The sequence below is a fragment of the Micromonospora salmantinae genome, from assembly GCF_022230905.1.
In the GTDB taxonomy this organism is placed as follows: domain Bacteria; phylum Actinomycetota; class Actinomycetes; order Mycobacteriales; family Micromonosporaceae; genus Micromonospora; species Micromonospora salmantinae.
This window is the reverse complement of record NZ_JAKKFG010000007.1, coordinates 219,953-238,727: the sequence shown is the minus strand read 5'-3', so window position 1 is coordinate 238,727 and position 18,775 is coordinate 219,953. Positions and strand designations below refer to the sequence as shown.

Here is an 18,775-nt window from a genome sequence, read left to right as displayed (position 1 = left end):
GGCGCCGAGGTCGGTGGGCACCGTCCAGTGCACGTACGGCAGCACAGCGCTGCTGCCGGCGTGGATCAGGCACAGTAGTGGGGCGTCGCCGGTGTGGTCGAGCGAGCTTCGGTTTACGGGCCGCGCCGACGCCGCCGAGGCCGAACAGGACAACCGGGTCCCGGACCGGAAGCCACAGCCACCGACAACCGCCGCAGCCGGCAATCTTGGACAGTTCCCGTTACGCGCTAACGGGAACCGTCCACGATTTGGCCTGCCAGCGCCCTCCGATGTCCGGGTCCGCCGGCGGACGGGACGCCATTGCAGCGACCTCGATGAGGTCGCCGGTCAGCCGTCGAGCGCGCCCACCACGTCGCCCACCACGACGACGGCGGGTGGGCGCAGGTCGGCCGCACGCAGGTCGGCCGCGACCTCGCCCAGCGTGGACCGCAGCACGCGCTGGGTGCCCGTCGTGGCTTCCTGGACGACCGCGGCCGGCGTCTGCGGCGACCGACCGTGGGCGATCAGGGTGGCCGTGATGGCGGCGAGGTTCTTCAACCCCATCAGGATCACCAGGGTGCCGTGCAGACCGGCGAGGGCGTCCCAGCGCACCAGCGAAGCCGGCGCGTCGGGTGCCAGGTGCCCGGAGACCACTGTGAACTCGTGCGCCACTCCCCGATGGGTGACCGGGATGCCGGCCGCTGCCGGCGCGGCGATCGAGCTGGTCACCCCCGGCACCACTGTGACCGGCACGCCGGCAGCCGCGCAGGCCAGCAACTCCTCGCCGCCGCGCCCGAAGACGTACGGGTCACCGCCCTTGAGCCGCACCACGAAGGCGCCGGCCAGGGCCCTGTCGACCAGGATCTGGTTGATCTCCTCCTGGGCCCGGGACGGGCCGTAGGGGATCTTCGAGGCGTCCACCAGCTCGACGTCCGGGCGCAACTCGTCGAGCAGCAGCCCGGGCACCAGCCGGTCGGCGACCACCACGTCGGCCTCGGTGAGCAGCCGCCAGCCCTTCACCGTGATCAGCTCCGGGTCCCCCGGCCCCGCCCCGACCAGCGCCACCCGCCCGGCCTGCCGTCCGGCCTGCCGTCCGCCGGTCGTCCCAGTGGAAGCGTCGGGCCGGCCAGCGATCCCGTCCGGTGCCAGACGCACGGCGAGCAGGTCGCGGATGGCGTCGCGGACTGTCATCGCCCGACGAGGGTCGCCGCCTCCGAACACCGCCACGGTGACCGGGCCGTGCCGGGTCACCGCCGGGGTCCAGGCGGTGGCGGCGGTCCGGTCGTCGGCCCGGACGCAGAAGATCCGCCGCTCGGCGGCGACGGCGCTCACCGAAGCCGCCGCCATCGGGTCGTCGATCGCCACGTGGACCAGCCACGCGCCGTCCAGGTCCTCGGGTACGAACCGGCGCGGCACCCAGTGCAGCCGACCCGCGTCGACCCGCGCGCGTAGCGCCGGGGTCAGCTCCGGGGCCACCAGCAGGACGTCCGCACCGGCATCCAGCAGCGCGGGCACCCGCCGGGTGGCGACCGCGCCGCCACCCACCACGACCACCCGCCGCCCGTGCAGCCGCAAACCCAGGGGGTACGGGTTGGAGGTCACGTCGCACCACCGGGGCGGACGGATCGTTCGCTGCGCGTGCTCACTTTTCGGCCACCCCGGCGGAGTCGAAGGTGGCCACCTCGTGCAGCACCCGGACCGCGCCGGTGACCACTGGCAACGCCAGCAGCGCGCCGGTGCCCTCGCCGAGGCGCAGCCCCAGGTCGATCAGCGGGTCGAGGCCGAGGTGGCGCAGCGCGACAGTGGCACCGGGCTCGGCCGAGCGGTGGCCGGCGACCATGGCGCAGACCGCGTCCGGGGCGAACGCGGCGGCGGCGAGCGCTGCCGAGACCGCGATCACGCCGTCCAGCAGCACCGGCGTGCGGCGCGCTGCGGCCCCCAGGATCAACCCGGCCAGGGCGGCGTGCTCCAGACCACCGACGGCGGCCAGCACCCCCAGCGGGTCGGCCGGGTCGGGGGTGTGCCGGGCCAGCGCGGCCCGCACCACAGCCACCTTGCGCGCGTACGTCGGGTCGTCGACCCCGGTGCCCCGACCGGTGGTGTCGAGCGGGTCGGCGCCGGTGAACGCGGCGATCAGCACGGCGGCCGGGGTGGTGTTGCCGATGCCCATGTCCCCGGTGAGCAGGATGCCGGCGCCGGCGTCGATCAGCTCGTCGGCGATCCGGATGCCGGTCTGCACCGCCGCCAACGCCTCGTCCCGGGTCAGCGCGGCGGTCACTGTGAGGTCGCCGGTGCCCCGGCGGACGGACGCGACAACCAGCCGAGGCACGGCCGGGTCGAGCACAGCCGGGTCGACGGCCGTCGGTTCGAGCACAGCCGGGTCGGTGGGCAGCGGGGTGGCCACGCCGACGTCGACCACTGTGACCGAGGCGCCGGCCTGCCGGGCGAACGCGTTGACCACCGCTCCACCGGCCAGGAAATTGCCGATCATCTGCGCGGTGACCTCCTGCGGCCAGGGGCTGACCCCCTGGGCGTGCACCCCGTGGTCGCCGGCGAAGATCGCCACCGCGGCCGGCTCGGGCAGCGGTGGCGGGCACAATCCGGCCAGGCCGGCGAGGCGTACCGAAAGCTCCTCCAGCGCGCCCAGCGATCCCGCCGGCTTGGTCAGCCGACCGTGCAGCTCCCGGGCGGCGGCCATGGCCGCTTCGTCCGCCGCGCGGATCGCCGCGATCGTGGTCTCCAGCATCATGCCTCCATGGTCTCGCGCAGCACGTCGATGAACGCGTCGGTGGTGTTTCGGTCGCGTACGGCCACCCGCAGCCAGTCCGGGCCGAGGCCGGGGAACGTGTCGCCTCGGCGTACCGCCCAGCCGCGCTCGCGCAGGGCGGCCCGGATCGGTGTCGCGCCCGGCAGGTGCAGCAGGACGAACGCGCTGGCGGGACGACCGACGACGCGTACACCGGGCAGTTCGGCGAGGCGCGCGACCAGGTGCTCGCGGTCTGCGGCGAGGTCGGCGGCGATCGCGCGTTCGGCCTGGACCGCGACGGTGCCGGCGCAGGCCGACGCGGCCGCCAGCGCGGGCGTGGAGACGGCCCAGAGCGGCTGGACGGCGGCCAGCCGGGACAGCAGCTGCGCGGTGCCGAGCAGGTAGCCGATCCGCAGGCCGGCCAGACCCCACGTCTTGGTGAGGCTGCGCACCACGAGCAGGCCGGGCAGGTCACGGCGTTCGGCCAGCGACTCCGGTTCGCCGGGGCGCCCGGCGGCGATGGTGGTGTCGGCGAACGCCTCGTCGACAACCAGCACCCGGCCGGGGCGGGCCAGCGCGGCCACCGTCTGGGCGGGGTGCAGCACGGAGGTCGGGTTCGTCGGGTTGCCGATCATCACGAGGTCGGCGTCGGCGGGCACCCGGGACGGGTCGAGCCGGAAGTCGTCGGCGGCGTCGAGCAGCACCCGCTCGACCGGGTGTCCGGCGGCCCGCAACGCCGCCTCCGGCTCGGTGAACTGGGGGTGCACCACCACGGGGCGGTGCACGCCGCGCAGCGCCTGGGCGATCAACACGAAACCCTCGGCGGCGCCGGCGGTGAGCAGCACCTCGTTCGGGTGACGGCGGTGTCGGGCGGCGACCGCCGCCCGGGCCGGCGCCGGGTCCGGATACCGGGCCAGGTCGGTCAGGGTCGCGGCGATCGGGTCGGCCAGCCAGGCGGGAGGCCGCGCCCGACGGACGTTGACGGCGAGGTCGATCAGGCCGACGGTGGCCTCCGCGTCGCCGTGGTGGGCGAGGTCCGGCTCGACCCCGGTGGGCGGGGCGACAGCGCTCGGCTGATCAGACATGTCCGCGATCCTGCCGGGAAGGTGGCCGGTGGGACAGTCGATCTCAGCGTAAGCCGCGTCACCACTCGCCGGTTTAAGAGTTTTTCTCATGTACGAATCGGAAATGTCATAACTTGACCAGGTGAGCAACCGACCCCTTGCTGCCGCTGGTCGTCTCGTCCCTCTCCTCCGCGCCGGGCTGATCGCCGGAATCGTGATCGCCGCCGTCGCCTATCCAGTGGTCGCCCTCACCGGGCTCGGCGCGAAGGCCACCGCGCACGCCGTGGAGCAGAAGACCCGGGTGCTGAAGACCGCCCTTCCCGCCGAGACCTCGTACGTCTACGGCCCGGACGGCAAGACCGTGCTGACCATGTTCTACGAGGAGTACCGGCAGTACACCAAGCTGTCGGACATGTCGCCGAACATCCAGCAGGCGATCGTCGCCGCCGAGGACTCCCGCTTCTACCAGCACCACGGCGTCGACCCGAAGGGCGTGGCCCGGGCCTTCGTCTCCAACGCCCGCTCCGGCGGCTCCCAGGGCGCCTCGACGCTCACCATGCAGTACGTCCGGATGGCCCTGCGGGACAGCGCGACCACCCCCAAGGAGGTCCAGGAAGCCACCCAGCAGACCAGCCTGCGCAAGGTCAGGGAGATGCGCATGGCGCTGGACCTGGAGAAGGAGCTGAGCAAGGAACAGATCATGGAGCGCTACCTGAACTCGGCGTACTTCGGGCACCGGGCGTACGGCATCTACGCCGCCAGCGAGATCTTCTTCTCCAAGACCCCGAAGGACCTCACCCCGGTCGAGGCCGCCACCCTCGCCGGACTGGTCAAGTCCCCCTCCGAGTACGACCCGGCCGACTCCGACCAGAAGGAGGCCACCGGGCGGCGCAACTACGTGCTGGACCGGATGAGCCAACTCGGCTACCTCTCCCCCGACTCGGCCGCCGCCGCCAAGTCCGAACCGATCCGGCTCAAGCTGACCACCCCACCGCACGACTGCGCCGCGGTGGCGGACAAGTACAACAGCTGGGGCTTCGCCTGCGACTACCTGAAGAACTGGTGGAGCGCGCAGCCCGCGTTCGGGGCGAACCGACTGGAACGAATGGACAACCTGCGCCGGGGCGGCTACCGCATCGTGCTCAGCCTCGACCCGAAGATCCAGGAGGCGGCGGAGAAGAGCGTCGGCGCCAAGGAGGCCACCGGCAGCCCGTTCGCCAACGGCATCGTGGTCTCCGAGCCGGGCACCGGGCGGGTGAAGGCCATGGCGGTGAACCGGACGTACTCGCTGGACCTGGCCGACAACCCGCAGAGTTCCAACCCCGAGGCCGGGCCGAAGGTGAAGGCCAACTACCCGAACACCGTGGCACCACTGCTCGGCGGGGGTGACCTGGCCGGTTACCAGGCCGGATCGACGTTCAAGATGTTCCCGATGCTGGCCGCGCTCGACGCGGGGATGCCCCTCTCCACCTCGTTCAACGCCCCACACCGCTACCGGTCCGAGGTCTACGACGGGTGGGCGCCCTCCAACGCCAGCGGCGCCATGTCCGGCCAGCAGACCATGTGGTCCGGCTTCGGCAAGTCGGTGAACACGTACTTCGTGTGGCTGGAGGAGAAGGTCGGCGCGGACCGGGCGGTCCGGTTGGCCGAACAGCTCGGGCTGCGGTGGCGCACCGACGTCGACCGGGACCACGCGTCCCCGGCAAAGGCGAAGAAGTGGGGCGCGTTCACCCTGGGTGTCTCCGACGCCACCCCACTGGAGATGGCGAACGCGTACGCCGCCATCGCGGCCGACGGCCGCTACTGCGAGGCCATCCCGGTGCAAGCGATCATGAACCGGGACGGCACACCCGCCACCTACGCCACCGCGGGCGGCCTGCAACGAGAGGTGGCCAAGCCACGCTGCCGGCAGGTGGTCAACGCGGACGCCGCGCGGGCGGCCACCGACGCGGCCCGCTGCCCGACCGGAGACACCCCGGCGCGCGGCAGCTGCGGCGGATGGTCCACCGCCGACAGCGTGCGCGGCACCGTCGGACGCCCGGTTGCCGGCAAGACCGGTACGACCGACAGCACCCGGTCGGCCTGGTTCGTGGGCTACACCCCGGAGTTGGCCGCGGCGAGCTTCATCTCCGACCCGGACAACCCGTTCAACGCGGTCGGTGACGGGCAGTCCCAGATCCCGATCAAGGCGGTTTCGGAGACCCTGCGCGACGGCCTGAAAGGCACCCCGACCCGCCAGTTCACCCCACCGTCGGACGCCATCGTCGGCTGACCCGGCGCGAGAGTCAGCGCAGGTCGGCGGCGACGAACGACCACAGCTCCAAATCCACCCGGCCGCCGCTGACGAAACCTGCGTTACGCAGCAGACCCTCGTAGCTGAACCCGGCCTTCTCGGCGACCCGGCGCGAGGCCAGGTTGCCGGGAGCCACCCGCAGCTCGACCCGCTGGAAGCCGTGCTCCAGGATCAGCGCGATGGCCACCGCGTCGACCGCCTCGGCGGCGAAGCCGAAGCCCCGCGCGTGCGCCGCCATCGCGTAGGAGATCTCGGTGAGGCGGGCGCCCCAGTCGGTGCGCCGGGTCCACAGCGAGCCCACCACCTGGTCGTCCTCGCGCCGGAGCACCGCGTAGTGGTCGCCCTCCCCGCTGTCGCGCCGCTGCCGGGCCAGATCCGTGCACCAGGCCAGCCCGTCGATCGGGCCGGAGTCGTCGGGCAGCGGCAGCCAACGCCGGGTCAGCTTGTCGGCGAAGATCTCCCCGGCCGCCGCCGCGTCGGCCGCCGTGAGCTGACGCACCTCGGTACGCGGGGTGGAGACGGTCAACGCCGGGAACCGGCGCACCGCCACCTGACCGATCACACCGACACCTCGCCCGGCTGCGCCGGTACCACCTCGCTCGTCGGGTCGGCCGCCGCCGCGGCGACCAACCGGGCCGCCGTCGCCGGATGGCTCGCCCAGTGCAGGGTGAGCTGCGAGGCGTGCACGTTGCGCCAGACGAAGCCCTCCGGCGCGCCGCCGTCCCAGCTCCAGGCCGGGCGCTGACCAGCGCGGGGGGTGAGCACCGCACGGTGCGCCTTGTGCCCGACCAGCACCGTGCCGGTGGCGGCGACCACGCTGTCGGTCTGGGCGGTCGCCTCCCGGTAGCCGGCCACCACACCTTCGCGGCTGACGCCGACCGCGTCCAGGACACCGCACATGGGCAGCCCGTCCAACTCCCGGGCCAGCCAGAGCAGCCCGGCGCCCTCGGCGATCACCGGACGCCCGGTCCGCGCCAACTCGGCCACCGCGATGCAGAGCCGCCGGTTGGCCGACAACTGCTCGGCGTACGCCTCGGGCAACGCGCCGCCGACGACCAGCGCGCGGGTGCCGACCGGCAGCGCCTCGTCGCGCAGCGGGTCGACGACGACGACCTCGGCGCCGGCGGCCCGGAGCAACTCGGTGGTCTCCGGGTGGCTGAAGCTGCCGCCCGGCCCACCGGCCACCGCCACCAGTGGGCGGTTCGCCGGGGGTGTGAACGTGCCGAGGGCCTCCTCGGGAGACCAGGCCGGCGCCGGCAGCGGCGGAGCGGAGCGGGCCAGCCCGAGCAGCCGTTCCAGGTCGACAGTGGCGGCGACGGCCTCGCCCAGCCGGCGGACCGCACGGACGGCATCGGCCGAGTCGTCAACCACCGGCGCCACCCCGTGCCGCCGCGACGGCAGCACCGCCGGCAGGTCCTGTCGACGCAGCGCGCCGTAGACCGGCACGCCCACGTCGTCCAACGCCTCGCGCAGCATCGCCTCGTGTCGCGACGACGCCACCCGGTTGAGGATCACCCCGCCGAGCCACAACTGCTCGTCGTACGAGCGGAAACCGTGCACCAGGGCCGCCACCGACTGACCCATCGCGGCCACGTCGACAACGAGCACCACCGGGCTGCGCAGCGCGGCTGCCGCTGCCGCCGTGGACTCCTGCTCGGGACGGCCACCGACCGAGTCGTACAGCCCCATGCTGCCCTGCACCACGGCCAGCCCGGCACCGGCGGCACCGTGCGCCACCAGCGGGGCGAGCCGGTCCAGGCCGACCAGTCGGGGGTCGATCACCCGGCCCGGCCGACCGGAGGCGAGGCCGAGGTAGGCGGCGTCGACGTGGTCCGGCCCGAGCTTGAACCCGGCGACGTCGACCCCTCGCTCGGCCAGGGCGGCGAGCAGCCCGATCGCCAGCGCGTTCTTACCGTGCCCGGAGGACGGCGCGCTGAGCACCAGGCGCGGCACGACGGTCATCATCGACTCCTCGCGAGCGGCGGCGGGTACGCGACGGGACGACCGAGGCCGATCCGTCGGCGTGACGATACCCGCCCGGCTGAAGGCGCGAGCACCGCCAACCGGGGTGGGCGGCCCGGCCCTGGCAGTGCCCCCGGGGGCGTCGGCCTCGGCCCGGTCCGGCCCGGTCCAGGTCAGTGGCGCCGGTCATACGAGTAGCCTCGGTGCCGTGTACCGGTTCCTGCTGAGCCCACGCTGGCTGGGCGCTCTCGCGCTGACCCTGGTCGCGGCCGCCGTCATGGTGTTCCTCGGCAACTGGCAGCTGGACCGCTACCGGGGGCGCACCGAGGTCAACGAGCGGATCGACGCGGGCCAGCGGATGGCTCCCGTGCCGCTCGCCGACGCGCTGCGCGCGCCCGCCGGCGGCGCGGGGACGGCCGGTCCGGCCCCCGCCGAGGACAAGGTCTGGACCCGGGTCACCGTCACCGGCCGGTACGACCCCACGAACACCGTGCTGGTCCGCGGCCGGACGGTGGACAGCCGGGTCGGTTTCGAGGTGCTCACCCCGCTGGTGCTCGCCGACGGCACGGCGCTGCTGGTGGACCGGGGCTGGATCCCGCCGGCGCCCGGTGGGGCGACCGCCCAGCCGTCGGTGCCGGCCGCGCCGACCGGCGACGTGACGGTGGTCGGCCGGGTTCACGAGACCGAGAGCGGCGCCGGCGCGGTGGCCCGACGCGACGGGCTGCTGGAGATCCGGCGGATCGGGGTGTCGCGGCTGGCCGGCGAGCTTCCCTACCCGGTCTACGGTGCGTATCTGCTGCTCGACGAGCAGACCCCGGCAGCCGATCCGGTGTTCAAGGCGGTGCCGGTCGGGCACGCCAACAACTGGCAGAACTTCGGCTACGTCGTGCAGTGGTGGCTGTTCGCGGTGATGGCCCTCTTCGGCTATGGCTGGGTGGCCCGTCGGGAGGCTCGCCGGGCCGCCGGCATCGGCACCACCCCGGCTCCCCTGGACCGGGCCGCCGAGCCGACGCCGACCGCTTCCGCCTGACCTCGCCCGGTCAGCCAGTCACGCGGCCGGCGTGGATGGCGCGGACCGCGTCGATGGTGTCCGCCTCCGCGGCGGACTTGTCATCGCGGTAGCGCACCACCCGGGCGAACCGCAGCGCCATCCCGCCGGGATAACGCGAACTCGTCTGCACCCCGTCGAAGGCGATCTCCACCACCTGCTCGGGCCGGACCCGGACCACCCAGTCGCCGCGTTCCACGGCGAGGCCGAGGAACCGTTCGGTCTGCCACCGCAGCAACTCGTCGGTGAGCCCCTTGAACGTCTTGCCGAGCATCACGAAGTCACCGGTGCGCGCGTCACGCGCACCCAGATGCAGGTTGGACAGCCAGCCCTTGCGTCGGCCGCTGCCCCACTCGACGGCGAGCACCACCAGGTCGAGGGTGTGCCGCGGTTTCACCTTGACCCAGGCGGCACCGCGCCGGCCGGCGTCGTAGGGGGCGTCCGGCGCCTTGACCACCACGCCCTCCTGCCCGGCGTCGAGCGCGGCGGCGAACGCGGCGGCGGCCTGCTCCGGGCCGTCGACCTCCATCCGGCCGACCAGCAGCGACGAATCCACCGAACCGGCGAGGGCGGCCCACCGCTCCCGGCCGGGAAGGTCGATCAGATCCTGGCCGTCGAGGTGCAGCAGGTCGAAGAAGTACGGGGTGAGCACCGTCGCGCCCGTGCTGGCGGCCGCCGCGAGCACCGCCGGAGCGACAGGTGTGCGCCCGGTGGTGCTGGGGGTGGTGCGTCGGGCGGCCCGGCTCGACGTCTGCTGGAACGGCAGTGGGCGGCCGGTCTCGTCCAGGCCGATCGCCTCGCCGTCGAGGACCAACTCCCGACCCGGCAGGGCACGGACCGCGGCGACCACCTCGGGCACCCGGGTGGTGATCTCGTCGAGGCTGCGGGTGAACACGGCGATGTCGGTGCCGGAGCGGTGCACCTGGATGCGGATGCCGTCGAGCTTCACGTCGACCACCGCCGGCGTGCCGGTCGCGGCGAGCGCCTCGTCGACCGAGGGGGCGCTCTGCGCGAGCATCGGCGCCAGTGGGCGGCCGACCTGCAGACCGAACCCGGCCAACTCGGCGGCCCCTCCGGCCAGCGCGGCCACCGCCACGGCCCGGAGATCACCGGCGAGCAGCAGTGCCCGGCGGACCGCCGCCACCGGCACCTCGGCGGCCCGGGCCACCGCGTCCGCGAGGAGGCCGGCCTGGGCGCCCTGCCGTAGCTCGCCACTGAACAGGCCGGTGAGCAGCCGCTGCTCGTCGGCGGTGGCCGCCGCGTAGAGGGCACCGAGCAGCGCCCGACGCCGAGCCTGTGAGCCCGAACCGTGCACTGCGGCGATCTGCGCGATGGCCGCGTCCACGGCGGCCACCGTCAACGTCGGCTCGGCGGCCGGCGGCGGCACGTCACGCAGGCTCGCAAAGCCGACCCCGGTCTGCCGTTGGCGCAGCTCACCGGCGAGATAGCCGGCGCCGGGCTCGACCTCGGCGGGATCGAGCCGGCGCAGCGCGTCAGCGAGCAGCTCCACCTTGGCCCGTCGGCCGCTGGTGGCGCCGACGGCGGCGGAGGTGGCTGCCAGATCGAGGAACCGCACGCAGCTCATCCTGCCAGTCACCTCCGACACCGCCCGGGCATTGCCGTGCCCGGGCGGTGTCGGCAGGGTGCCGCCCACTCACGTGGACGACAGGCCTAGGCGGAGATGGGCTCCTCGATGCGCAAGCCTCGGGCGCGGACCTCGCCGGCGACCCGGGAGAGCACCGAGTCGAGGGCGACCAGTGCGGCGGAGAGCTCACCGAGCTGTTCGTTGAGCGTGTCCTCGGACCACGCGGAGACATCGACATCTCCCAGCGCGCTGACAGCGGCCCCCAACCGGGCCATCACCTCGTTCGTACTCATGTACGAAAGGCTATAACAGCTGACCATCCGACACGCCGTAAACTCCCAGATCAGGCCCAAAGTTGCCGTTCTGACACCTAACCGCTCACGGCCGCCACGTTGCGCAGAAGCAGTGCCTCGGCGAGGCAGACCCGGGCGAACTCACCCAGGTGCAGACTCTCGTTCGGGCCGTGCGCGCGGGCGTGCGGGTCCTCCACGCCGGTCACCAGGATCGCCGCCTTCGGGAACATCTCCTGGAAGGTGGCGATGAACGGAATCGAACCGCCGACGCCGATGTCCACCGGGTCGGTGCCGTCCCAGGCGGTCCGGAAGGCCGAACGGGCGGCGTCGAACATCGGCCCGGTCGCGTCGATCACGCACGGGTCACCGTCGTGTTCGAAGGTGACAGTCACCTGGGCACCCCACGGCGCGTGCTGCTCCAGGTGCGCGCGCACCGCCGCGTACGCCCGCTTGGGGTCGTCGCCCGGGGCGAGGCGGATGCTGAGCTTCGTCTTCGCGGCCGGGACCAGGGCGTTCGGCGCCTCGCCGGTGGACGGCGCGTCGACACCGAGAATGGCCAGCGCCGGCTTGGTCCAGAGTCGGTCGGTGATCCGGCCGGTGCCGATGAACTGCACGCCCTCGGCGAGCCCGGCCTCGGCCCGGACCCGGTCCTCCGGGTAGTCGACGACGGCACCCTCCCGGCCGACCAGTCCGTCCACGGCCACGTCACCGGCGTCGTCGTGCAGCGTCGCCAACAGCCGGACCAGCGCGGTGAGCGCGTCCGGCACGGCACCGCCGAACATGCCGCTGTGCACCGCGTGGTCCAGCGTGCGCACCTCGACGAAGCAGTTGACGATGCCCCGCAGCGAGGTGGTCAACGCCGGTACGCCGATGTCCCAGTTACCCGAGTCGGCGATCACGATGACGTCCGAGGTGATCTCGTCGCGGTGCTCGGCCAGCAGTTGCTCCAGCGAGTCGGAGCCGTACTCCTCCTCGCCCTCGATGAAGAGGACCACGCCGACCGGCAGCGCGTCACCGTACGCGCGCAGCGCCGCCACGTGCGCCATGACGCCGGCCTTGTCGTCGGCCGCACCCCGGGCGTAGAGCCGGCCGTCCCGTTCCACCGGCTCGAACGGGTCGGACTCCCACAGCGACCGGTCGCCGACCGGCTGGACGTCGTGGTGGGCGTAGAGCAGCACTGTGGGCGCGCCGGGCGGGGCGGCCCGACGGCCGATCACCGCGGGCTGGCCGCCGGATCGCACGATGTCGACGTCCAGGCCGCAGCCGCGCAGCAGCTCGGCGACCGCCTCCGCGGAGCGTTCCACGTGCGAGTGGTCGAAGCCCTCGAAGGCGATGCCGGGGATGCGGACGAGGCGCTCCAGGTCGGCCCGCACGCCGGGCATCTCCCGCTCGACGGCGGCCCGCACCTCGGACTCGGACATGATCGGTGAGGTCATGACCGGCATCGTATGCCGGCCTTACCGGGGTGTGTCGGCGGAGCCCGTACCGTCACCGCTGTCAGCGGGGCCGGCGCCGGCCCGCGCGCCCGGTGCGGCCCGCCCGGCGCGGTGTGCGCGGCCCGCCGCCTCGGTGGCCGCGTCCATCCAGGAACGGGCCCGGCCGGCGGTGCCGCCCACCCACTCGCCGACGTCGCTCGCGCCGTCGCCGAGCCGGCGCAGCAACCCGACCAGCGGGTCGGTGGACCGGCTGAACTCCTCCCGGTACGACTCGGCGGCCGCCTTGATCTCCTCCGACACGCTTGTCGAGCTGTCGTCCTCGCGGCGTGGATAGTCCCCGGCCAGCACCTGCCCGTACGCCCCGGAGTCGATCCACTGGCGCACCGACGCCGCCCGCGCCACCGGCACCGGGTGGGTGCTCCACGCGGTCATCCGGATCTTGTGCAGGCTGTCGCGCAGGTCGCCGCCGCCGGCGTACTCGGCGGCCTGCTCCAGGAAGGCTGTGGTGTCGACCTGGGACAGGTCACCGCCGCCGGCGAGCTTCATCAGCAGCCGCAGCGCGGCGGCCGGATCCTGCCCGGCGAGCAGGCCGGCCCGGTCGGCGGAGAGTTCCGCCTTGCGCCACCACTCCAGCATCGCCGCGATGATGGCGCGCAGCGCGATCGCGCCGACCGGCAACCAGCTCAGGTTGGCCGCCCACCGGGTGAGGATCATGAGCATGGTCTTGTAGACCGCGTGCCCGCTGCCCACGTGCCCCAACTCGTGGCCGAGCAGGCAGCGCAGCTCGTCCTCGTCGAGTTGCTGCACGCAGGCGGAGTTCAGCACGATGAACGGCCGCTCCAGCCCGACCGCCTCGGCGCCCAACCAGGGCGACTGGGTCACGTACAGCTCGGGCAGTTCGGCCACGTCGAGCGCCGCCGCCGCCTCGGTGTAGCGCTGCCACACCGCCGGGTACTGCCGGTGGTCGACCCGGATGCCGGAGGCCAGCACGGACAGCCGGAAGCCCCGCTCGTTCCACATCCCGAAGAACGCCCGCAGCACGTCGTCGAAACCGCGCAGCTCCCGCAGCGCGACCAGGGCACCCCGGTCGGCCGGATGCTCCCAGGCCCGCGAGCTGATGCCGGTGAGGGTGATCCGACGCCGCGCTGGCGCGTCCGCTGCCGTCATGGTGGCTCCCCGTTCGCCGTAGCTCTCCGCATCGTGCCGCAGTCGGTGGCCCACGTCCATGCCCCGCTCAGCGAAGCCGCACGTAGTACCGGTCCGCGTCGTACGGCAGTGTCGGCGCGCCATCCACCAACAGGTCGGCGTGGGTCACGGTCTCGTCGGCGGCGAAGTGCGCCCGCTCCCCGTCATGCCAGCGGCGCAGCTCGGGCAGGATCTCCGGCCCGTCCCGGGCGACAGCGCGAGCCAGCCGCAGCGACGCGGGCGCGGTGACGAACACGGCCAGCGTCAGCTCCGGCCGGACGACCGTTCGGGCGGCGCTGACGCCCTCGACCACCAGCACCGGAGCCACCGGCACCGGAACCGGCCGGGGCAGGAAGGACTGCCGGACCCAGCTGTACCGCCGGTAGGCGCCCGGCTCCCCGTTACGCAGCGGGGCGAGCACCCAGTCGTCGAGCCGGGGCCAGAAGGTGACCTGGTCGTCCCACCCGTCGAGCAGGTCGTCGGTGTGCACCACCGGCGGTCGGCCGCCGAGCGGCCCCGCCAGGGCATCCGCGAGTTGGGCGGCGAACCGGCTCTTACCCGCGCCGCTCGGCCCGTCGACCGCGACCAGCCGGGTCCGCCCCAACCGCGCCGGGCCCGCGAGCACCCGACGAGCCAGTTCGGCGTACGCCTCGACAACCGCCACGGTCGGTCCGCCAGTTCCCGGGTTCAGCGCAGCCTCCCGTGGTGCATGACCGAAGTATGCCGCCACCGCCCTGGCCGGCCACCGTCACGTCCGGGGGAATTGGTGCGGCGACGGGTGACGGGCGGCCCGTTCGCCGCCCGGGGTGCCACCGAATCGGCATGATCGGGTGGTGCTCCGAGACGTAATGAGCCCCGGTATAGACGCCCTACTCGAACAGGCCCGCGCCGGGCTGCACCGACTGACTCCGCAGCAGACCGTCGAGGCGGTCCGCGGCGGCGCGTTGCTGGTCGACACCCGCACCGAACTACAGCGCCGCGAACAGGGCGACCTGCCGGGCGCGGTCGTCATCGACCGGACCGTACTGGAGTGGCGCCTCGATCCGGCCAGCGCCTGGCGGATCCCGGAAGCCACCGGGTACGACCGGGAGATCATCCTGGTGTGCCGACAGGGTTACAGCTCCAGTCTGGCCGCCGCCAGCCTGCAGACCCTCGGCCTGCGCCGGGCCACCGACATGATCGGCGGCATGGACGCCTGGCTCGCCGCCGGCCTGCCCACCACCGACCGTCCGGCCGACATCCGCCCCTGACCCCCCGACCTCGCCCCTCGCCTGCCATTCCGGGCGGTCGGTCTACGCAAGATCGTGCTCGATCCAGGAACAGGCCCCTCCTTGTGTGGGCGAGGCCCCTCCAACAACGATCGAGCACGATCCCTTCACCCTCCCCAAGGGACGGTGCTCCCGGTCAGGACGGGGCACCGGGTGGGATGAAGGGCAGGTCGGCGGGGGGGCCGGCTTCGATGAGACGCCAGAGGGCATCGGTGTCCAGGTGTCCCTCGACCAGGTCGCCGAGCAGGTCGAGTGAGCGCTCCCGGGCGGCGGCGAAGCTGGTGGCCGGCGCGACCCGGAACCCGCTACGGCCAGCCAGCCGAGCCGCCTCAGTGAGGAACCACCGGCGGAACTCGTCGGACTCGAACGCCCCGTGCCAGTGCGTGCCGTGCACCACGCCGAGCACGGCCCCCTCCCCGACACCGTCGTCGCTGGTCAGCAGCGGGGTCAGGCTCGGGTCGGCCTGCGAGACGTACCCGTGGTGGATCTCGTAGCCCCGCACCGGGAGGCCACCGTGGCCGGTGCCCACCGACTGCCGGACGGTCTTGCGCGGGTCGAAGGTGATGTCGATGGGCAGCAGACCGAGCCCCGGCACGCTGCCCTGCCGGCTCTCCACCGGATCGTGGATGGCGCGGCCGAGCATCTGGAAGCCGCCGCAGAGGCCGAGCAGGGGCTTGCCAGCCGCCACATGGGTGGCCACCGCGTCGGCGAGACCGGTTTCGCGCAGCCACGCGAGGTCCGCGACGGTGGACTTGGAGCCGGGTAGGACGACCAGGTCGGCGGCGGCCAGTTCGGCCGGTTCGATGGTGAGGCGTACCCGGACGCCCGGCTCGGTGGCGAGCGCCTCCACGTCGGTGGCGTTGCTGATCCGGGGTAGGCGGACGACGGCCACGTCCAGCCATTCACTGCCGTGCGGGGCGGCGGGTCGGCCGAGCACCCGGCCGTAGGCGAGTGAGTCCTCCGCGTCGAGCCACAGGTCCAGCGCCCAGGGCAGCACCCCGTACGTGGGGCGGCCGGTGACCTGACGCAGCATGTCCAGGCCCGGCTGGAGCAGCCCGAGGTCGCCCCGAAACTTGTTGATCACGAACCCGGCGATCAGCGCCTGGTCGGCCGGGTCGAGCAGGGCCACGGTGCCGAACATCGAGGCGAAGACACCGCCCCGGTCGATGTCGCCGACGACGATGGTGGGCAGGTTGGCGTGCCGGGCCAGCCCCATGTTGACGTAGTCACCGGCCCGCAGGTTGATCTCCGCGGGGCTGCCGGCGCCCTCGCAGATCACCACGTCGTACGTCTCGCGCAGCTCGGCCAGCGCGGCGTACGCGGTCTCGGCGAGCCGGGGACGCAACTGCCGGAAGGTGCCGGCGGTGATCGTGTCGACCGCCTCGCCCAGCAGCACCACCTGACTGGCCAGGTCACTGCCCGGTTTGAGCAGCACCGGGTTGAACCGCAGGTCGGGTGCGAGCCCGCACGCCGCGGCCTGCATGGCCTGGGCGCGCCCGATCTCGCCGCCGCGCCCGTCCGGCCCGACGACCACCGCCGAGTTGTTCGACATGTTCTGCGCCTTGTACGGCGCCACCTTCACGCCCTGCCGGTGCAGCCAACGACAGATGCCGGCGGTGAGCACACTCTTGCCGGCGTCGGACGTCGTGCCGGCCACCAGCAGCCCGCCGCTCACCGCCCACTCCCCCGCCGACCCACAGCGCCGAACAGTGCACGCCTGCTCACCGCGCCGACCAGCCGGCCGAGCGTCACCGGGTACGCGGCCGCCAACCCGACGGCGGCCAGCCCCACCGCGCCGGAGATCCGGGCGGCCCGCTTCAGGTGCCGCGCCTCTGGGCGAGGGCCGTCGCCGAGGAACGGCCGCACCTCGGAGCGCCCGAAGTAGGCGTTGCGACCACCGAGGCGGACCCCGAGCGCACCGGCCATCGCCGCCTCGCACTGACCGGCGTTGGGGCTCGGGTGGTCGTTGCGGTCCCGCCGCCACACCTGCCAGGCGCGCTGACGGTCCCCGTGCGCGACCGGCGCGACGGCGATGGTGAGCAGCCCGGTCAGCCGGGACGGCACGAGGTTGAGCGCGTCGTCCAGCCGAGCGGCCGGCGTGCCGAACCGCGCGTAGCGCGTCGACCGGTGCCCGACCATCGCATCGAGGGTGTTCGCCGCGCGGTAGCCCAGCAGGCCGGGCAGACCAGCGACCGCACCCCAGAGCAGCGGAGCGACCACCGCGTCCGAGGTGTTCTCCGCGACCGACTCGACGGTGGCGCGGGCCAGCTCCGACTCGCCCAGCGTCGACGGGTCCCGCCCGCAGAGGTGACCGAGGCGTCGCCGGGCAGCGGGCAGGTCACCGTCACGCAGCGTACGACCCATGACGGTCGCCTCGTGCCGTAGCGTGCGGCCGCCCAGCACGGTCCACGTGCCGACCGCCACCAGCGCCGCCCGGGTCACCGGCCGGTGCCGGGTAGCCGCCGCGGCGACCGCCCCGAGCAACACCGGCCCACCGACGGCCAGCGCGGTGAACGCCGTGCCCGCCGTTCGGTCCGGGCGGTAGAGGCGGCGCTCCAGCGCGCCCGCGGCCTGCCCGAAGCCGGCCACCGGGTGCCACCGGCGGGGGTCGCCGAGCACCCTGTCCAGCGCGTACCCGGCGAGCAGCCCCACCGCGTTCGCCATCGGCGCTGTCCGTCGCACCCGCACCACCTCCGGCCGGCCAGCCTAGACGAGCACCCCGTGAACCAGCCCAACCCACGGTCCCGCACCGGCAACGAGAACCCGTGGAGCGAACAACCAGCCCAACCTGCCGACGCCCGTCACGCGGGGTGACGACGCCGGTCGCGCCGCCACCCCGCCCCCGTCGTGACCGGTCAGGCTGGCTGCGGGATCCGGCCCCGACCACGCCGCCCTCGACCGGGCTGCGCCGGCTCCGGCTGCCCCTCGTCGGACACCGGCCCCAACTCGATGTCCAGGTCACCGTCGGCGTTGTTGTCGTCGTCCGCCTCGGGCGGAGGGGCCAACTCGTCGAGGTCCGGCGGAGCGTCGGCCAGCCCGGCCTGCCCGCCGCTCGCAAGCGCTCCGCCGTCACCGAAGACCCCGCCGCTCGGGGAACTGTCGTCGTCCCCCGGGACGTTGCCGAACGGGTTGGTTCGCAGCTCCGCGTAGTCGGGCAGCTCGAAGTCGTCATCCAGCGGACGGTCGTCGGGCAGCACGGGCGCCTGCCCGGTCGGCACCAGCTCGGTGGGCTCGCCGCGCACCCGGCTCTCGGCCTCACCGTCCTCCACGGTGCTGGTCGCCATGCTCGGCCGGTTGCGCAGGAAGCGGGCCCGACCCCGGGACAGGTCGTGGCCGACGGCCACCGCCTCCAGCTCGTAGAGCGTGCGGTGGTTACCGCCGTCGTCGGTCCAGTCGCGGGTGTAGAGCCGCCCGCAGACCACCACCGGATCGCCGACCATGACGGAGGCCGCCACCCCCTCGGCGAGCTTGCGCCAGCAGTTGACGCGGACGCGGAGCGAGTTGCCGTCAACCCACCGGCCGCTGTCCCGATCGAGTCGGCGGGCGGTCGAGGCGACCTTGAAGTTGGCCACCAGAGTGTTGCTCTGGGTCGTACGCCGCCACTCGGGCGTAGTCAGCACATTGCCGACGATTGTCACGTAAGTGTCGAACATCGTCCCTCCAGGGGGATCGGGGCCTGCCAGCGCGAGTCGACTCGACACCGAGCATCGACACTGAGAGCGCCAATCGCGAGCGCCCATCCCCGACCTGTGGATGACGAACCCACCTGTGGACAACGCCCTGATCACGCCCCGATGTGGTACGCCCGACCCGCCCGACCCGCCGCCCACGGTTTCCCAGGCCACCCGAACTGGGTAAGGACTTGATCAAGCACCACCGACAGCTGCACGTCGACGAGAGGTCAGCGCCATGATGA

General features: G+C 73.5%; 16 protein-coding genes. 3 read left to right on the top strand and 13 right to left on the bottom strand.

Going from position 1 to position 18,775, the window contains the following annotated elements:
• Nucleotides 1–327: 327 nt before the first annotated feature.
• The 3 genes from cobA to cobC are packed head-to-tail and all read right to left on the bottom strand — an operon-like array spanning nt 328 to nt 3,810.
• A complete protein-coding gene (gene cobA, locus PSH03_RS07045; RefSeq protein WP_238688592.1) occupies nt 328–1,581 on the bottom strand; it encodes a uroporphyrinogen-III C-methyltransferase in 1,254 nt (417 codons plus the stop codon).
• 40 nt (nt 1,582–1,621) lie between these two features.
• On the bottom strand, nt 1,622–2,725 hold the full coding sequence (cobT, locus tag PSH03_RS07040) for a nicotinate-nucleotide--dimethylbenzimidazole phosphoribosyltransferase (protein WP_238688622.1): 1,104 nt from the start codon (nt 2,723–2,725) through the stop codon (nt 1,622–1,624).
• Nucleotides 2,725–3,810 (bottom strand): Rv2231c family histidinol phosphate aminotransferase CobC, encoded by a 1,086-nt coding sequence (gene cobC / locus PSH03_RS07035; protein WP_210786146.1) that lies wholly within the window; start codon nt 3,808–3,810, stop codon nt 2,725–2,727. Before cobC ends, cobT begins: the two co-directional genes overlap by 1 nt.
• Before the next feature lie 121 nt (nt 3,811–3,931).
• Between cobC and PSH03_RS07030 the strand changes: the two genes are divergently transcribed.
• On the top strand, nt 3,932–6,061 hold the full coding sequence (locus tag PSH03_RS07030; protein ID WP_210786145.1) for a transglycosylase domain-containing protein: 2,130 nt from the start codon (nt 3,932–3,934) through the stop codon (nt 6,059–6,061).
• 13 nt (nt 6,062–6,074) lie between these two features.
• Here PSH03_RS07030 and PSH03_RS07025 read toward each other — a convergent pair whose 3' ends face one another.
• The gene (locus PSH03_RS07025; protein WP_091405515.1) at nt 6,075–6,644 is read right to left on the bottom strand and encodes a GNAT family N-acetyltransferase; all 570 of its coding nucleotides are present in this window, start codon (nt 6,642–6,644) and stop codon (nt 6,075–6,077) included.
• Complete coding sequence (locus tag PSH03_RS07020) at nt 6,641–8,044, bottom strand: cobyrinic acid a,c-diamide synthase CobB (RefSeq protein WP_238688591.1); 1,404 nt, start codon at nt 8,042–8,044, stop codon at nt 6,641–6,643. The genes PSH03_RS07025 and PSH03_RS07020 overlap by 4 nt, the downstream gene beginning before the upstream one ends.
• A 208-nt stretch (nt 8,045–8,252) precedes the next feature.
• Here PSH03_RS07020 and PSH03_RS07015 point away from each other — a divergent pair, with 208 nt between their 5' ends.
• Nucleotides 8,253–9,074 (top strand): SURF1 family cytochrome oxidase biogenesis protein, encoded by an 822-nt coding sequence (locus tag PSH03_RS07015; RefSeq protein ID WP_112622584.1) that lies wholly within the window; start codon nt 8,253–8,255, stop codon nt 9,072–9,074.
• 10 nt (nt 9,075–9,084) lie between these two features.
• On the opposite strand, the gene PSH03_RS07010 is transcribed toward PSH03_RS07015, so the two are convergent.
• From PSH03_RS07010 to PSH03_RS06990, 5 genes are all read right to left on the bottom strand, one after another.
• Entirely contained in the window at nt 9,085–10,677 is a 1,593-nt protein-coding gene (locus PSH03_RS07010) for an ATP-dependent DNA ligase (protein ID WP_238688621.1), read from the bottom strand.
• Nucleotides 10,678–10,763: 86 nt separating this feature from the next.
• Nucleotides 10,764–10,970 carry a hypothetical protein gene (locus PSH03_RS07005; RefSeq protein ID WP_030488220.1) on the bottom strand — a complete coding sequence of 69 codons (207 nt, stop codon included), beginning with the start codon at nt 10,968–10,970 and terminating at the stop codon, nt 10,764–10,766.
• 77 nt (nt 10,971–11,047) lie between these two features.
• A complete protein-coding gene (locus PSH03_RS07000) occupies nt 11,048–12,391 on the bottom strand; it encodes a dipeptidase (RefSeq protein ID WP_238688620.1) in 1,344 nt (447 codons plus the stop codon).
• A gap of 36 nt (nt 12,392–12,427) precedes the next feature.
• Nucleotides 12,428–13,573 (bottom strand): M48 family metallopeptidase, encoded by a 1,146-nt coding sequence (locus PSH03_RS06995; protein ID WP_238688590.1) that lies wholly within the window; start codon nt 13,571–13,573, stop codon nt 12,428–12,430.
• 67 nt (nt 13,574–13,640) lie between these two features.
• Entirely contained in the window at nt 13,641–14,255 is a 615-nt protein-coding gene (locus tag PSH03_RS06990) for a uridine kinase family protein (RefSeq protein WP_238688589.1), read from the bottom strand.
• A 184-nt stretch (nt 14,256–14,439) separates the two neighbouring features.
• Between PSH03_RS06990 and PSH03_RS06985 the strand changes: the two genes are divergently transcribed.
• Nucleotides 14,440–14,841, top strand: a complete 402-nt coding sequence (locus PSH03_RS06985; protein ID WP_203126299.1) for a rhodanese-like domain-containing protein — start codon at nt 14,440–14,442, stop codon at nt 14,839–14,841.
• Between the two features lie 154 nt (nt 14,842–14,995).
• Here the strand turns inward: PSH03_RS06985 and PSH03_RS06980 are convergent, their stop codons facing one another.
• The 3 genes from PSH03_RS06980 to PSH03_RS06970 all read right to left on the bottom strand — a co-directional run bounded on the left by PSH03_RS06980 (nt 14,996) and on the right by PSH03_RS06970 (nt 18,512).
• Nucleotides 14,996–16,534, bottom strand: a complete 1,539-nt coding sequence (locus tag PSH03_RS06980) for a cobyric acid synthase (protein WP_238688588.1) — start codon at nt 16,532–16,534, stop codon at nt 14,996–14,998.
• Entirely contained in the window at nt 16,531–17,523 is a 993-nt protein-coding gene (locus PSH03_RS06975) for a cobalamin biosynthesis protein (protein ID WP_238688619.1), read from the bottom strand. The genes PSH03_RS06980 and PSH03_RS06975 overlap by 4 nt, the downstream gene beginning before the upstream one ends.
• Nucleotides 17,524–17,714: 191 nt before the next feature.
• Nucleotides 17,715–18,512 (bottom strand): single-stranded DNA-binding protein, encoded by a 798-nt coding sequence (locus PSH03_RS06970; RefSeq protein ID WP_238688587.1) that lies wholly within the window; start codon nt 18,510–18,512, stop codon nt 17,715–17,717.
• Between the last annotated feature and the right edge of the window lie 263 nt (nt 18,513–18,775).

Bases quoted from the DNA above. Each gene is read 5' to 3' on its own strand.
- cobT (WP_238688622.1), bottom strand. From the start codon at position 2,725: ATGCTGGAGACCACGATCGCGGCGATCCGCGCGGCGGACGAAGCGGCC.
- cobC (WP_210786146.1), bottom strand. From the start codon at position 3,810: ATGTCTGATCAGCCGAGCGCTGTCGCCCCGCCCACCGGGGTCGAGCCG.
- PSH03_RS07020 (WP_238688591.1), bottom strand. From the start codon at position 8,044: ATGACCGTCGTGCCGCGCCTGGTGCTCAGCGCGCCGTCCTCCGGGCAC.
- PSH03_RS07010 (WP_238688621.1), bottom strand. From the start codon at position 10,677: ATGAGCTGCGTGCGGTTCCTCGATCTGGCAGCCACCTCCGCCGCCGTC.
- PSH03_RS07005 (WP_030488220.1), bottom strand. From the start codon at position 10,970: ATGAGTACGAACGAGGTGATGGCCCGGTTGGGGGCCGCTGTCAGCGCG.
- PSH03_RS07000 (WP_238688620.1), bottom strand. From the start codon at position 12,391: ATGTCCGAGTCCGAGGTGCGGGCCGCCGTCGAGCGGGAGATGCCCGGC.
- PSH03_RS06995 (WP_238688590.1), bottom strand. From the start codon at position 13,573: ATGACGGCAGCGGACGCGCCAGCGCGGCGTCGGATCACCCTCACCGGC.
- PSH03_RS06985 (WP_203126299.1), top strand. From the start codon at position 14,440: ATGAGCCCCGGTATAGACGCCCTACTCGAACAGGCCCGCGCCGGGCTG.
- PSH03_RS06975 (WP_238688619.1), bottom strand. From the start codon at position 17,523: ATGGCGAACGCGGTGGGGCTGCTCGCCGGGTACGCGCTGGACAGGGTG.
- PSH03_RS06970 (WP_238688587.1), bottom strand. From the start codon at position 18,512: ATGTTCGACACTTACGTGACAATCGTCGGCAATGTGCTGACTACGCCC.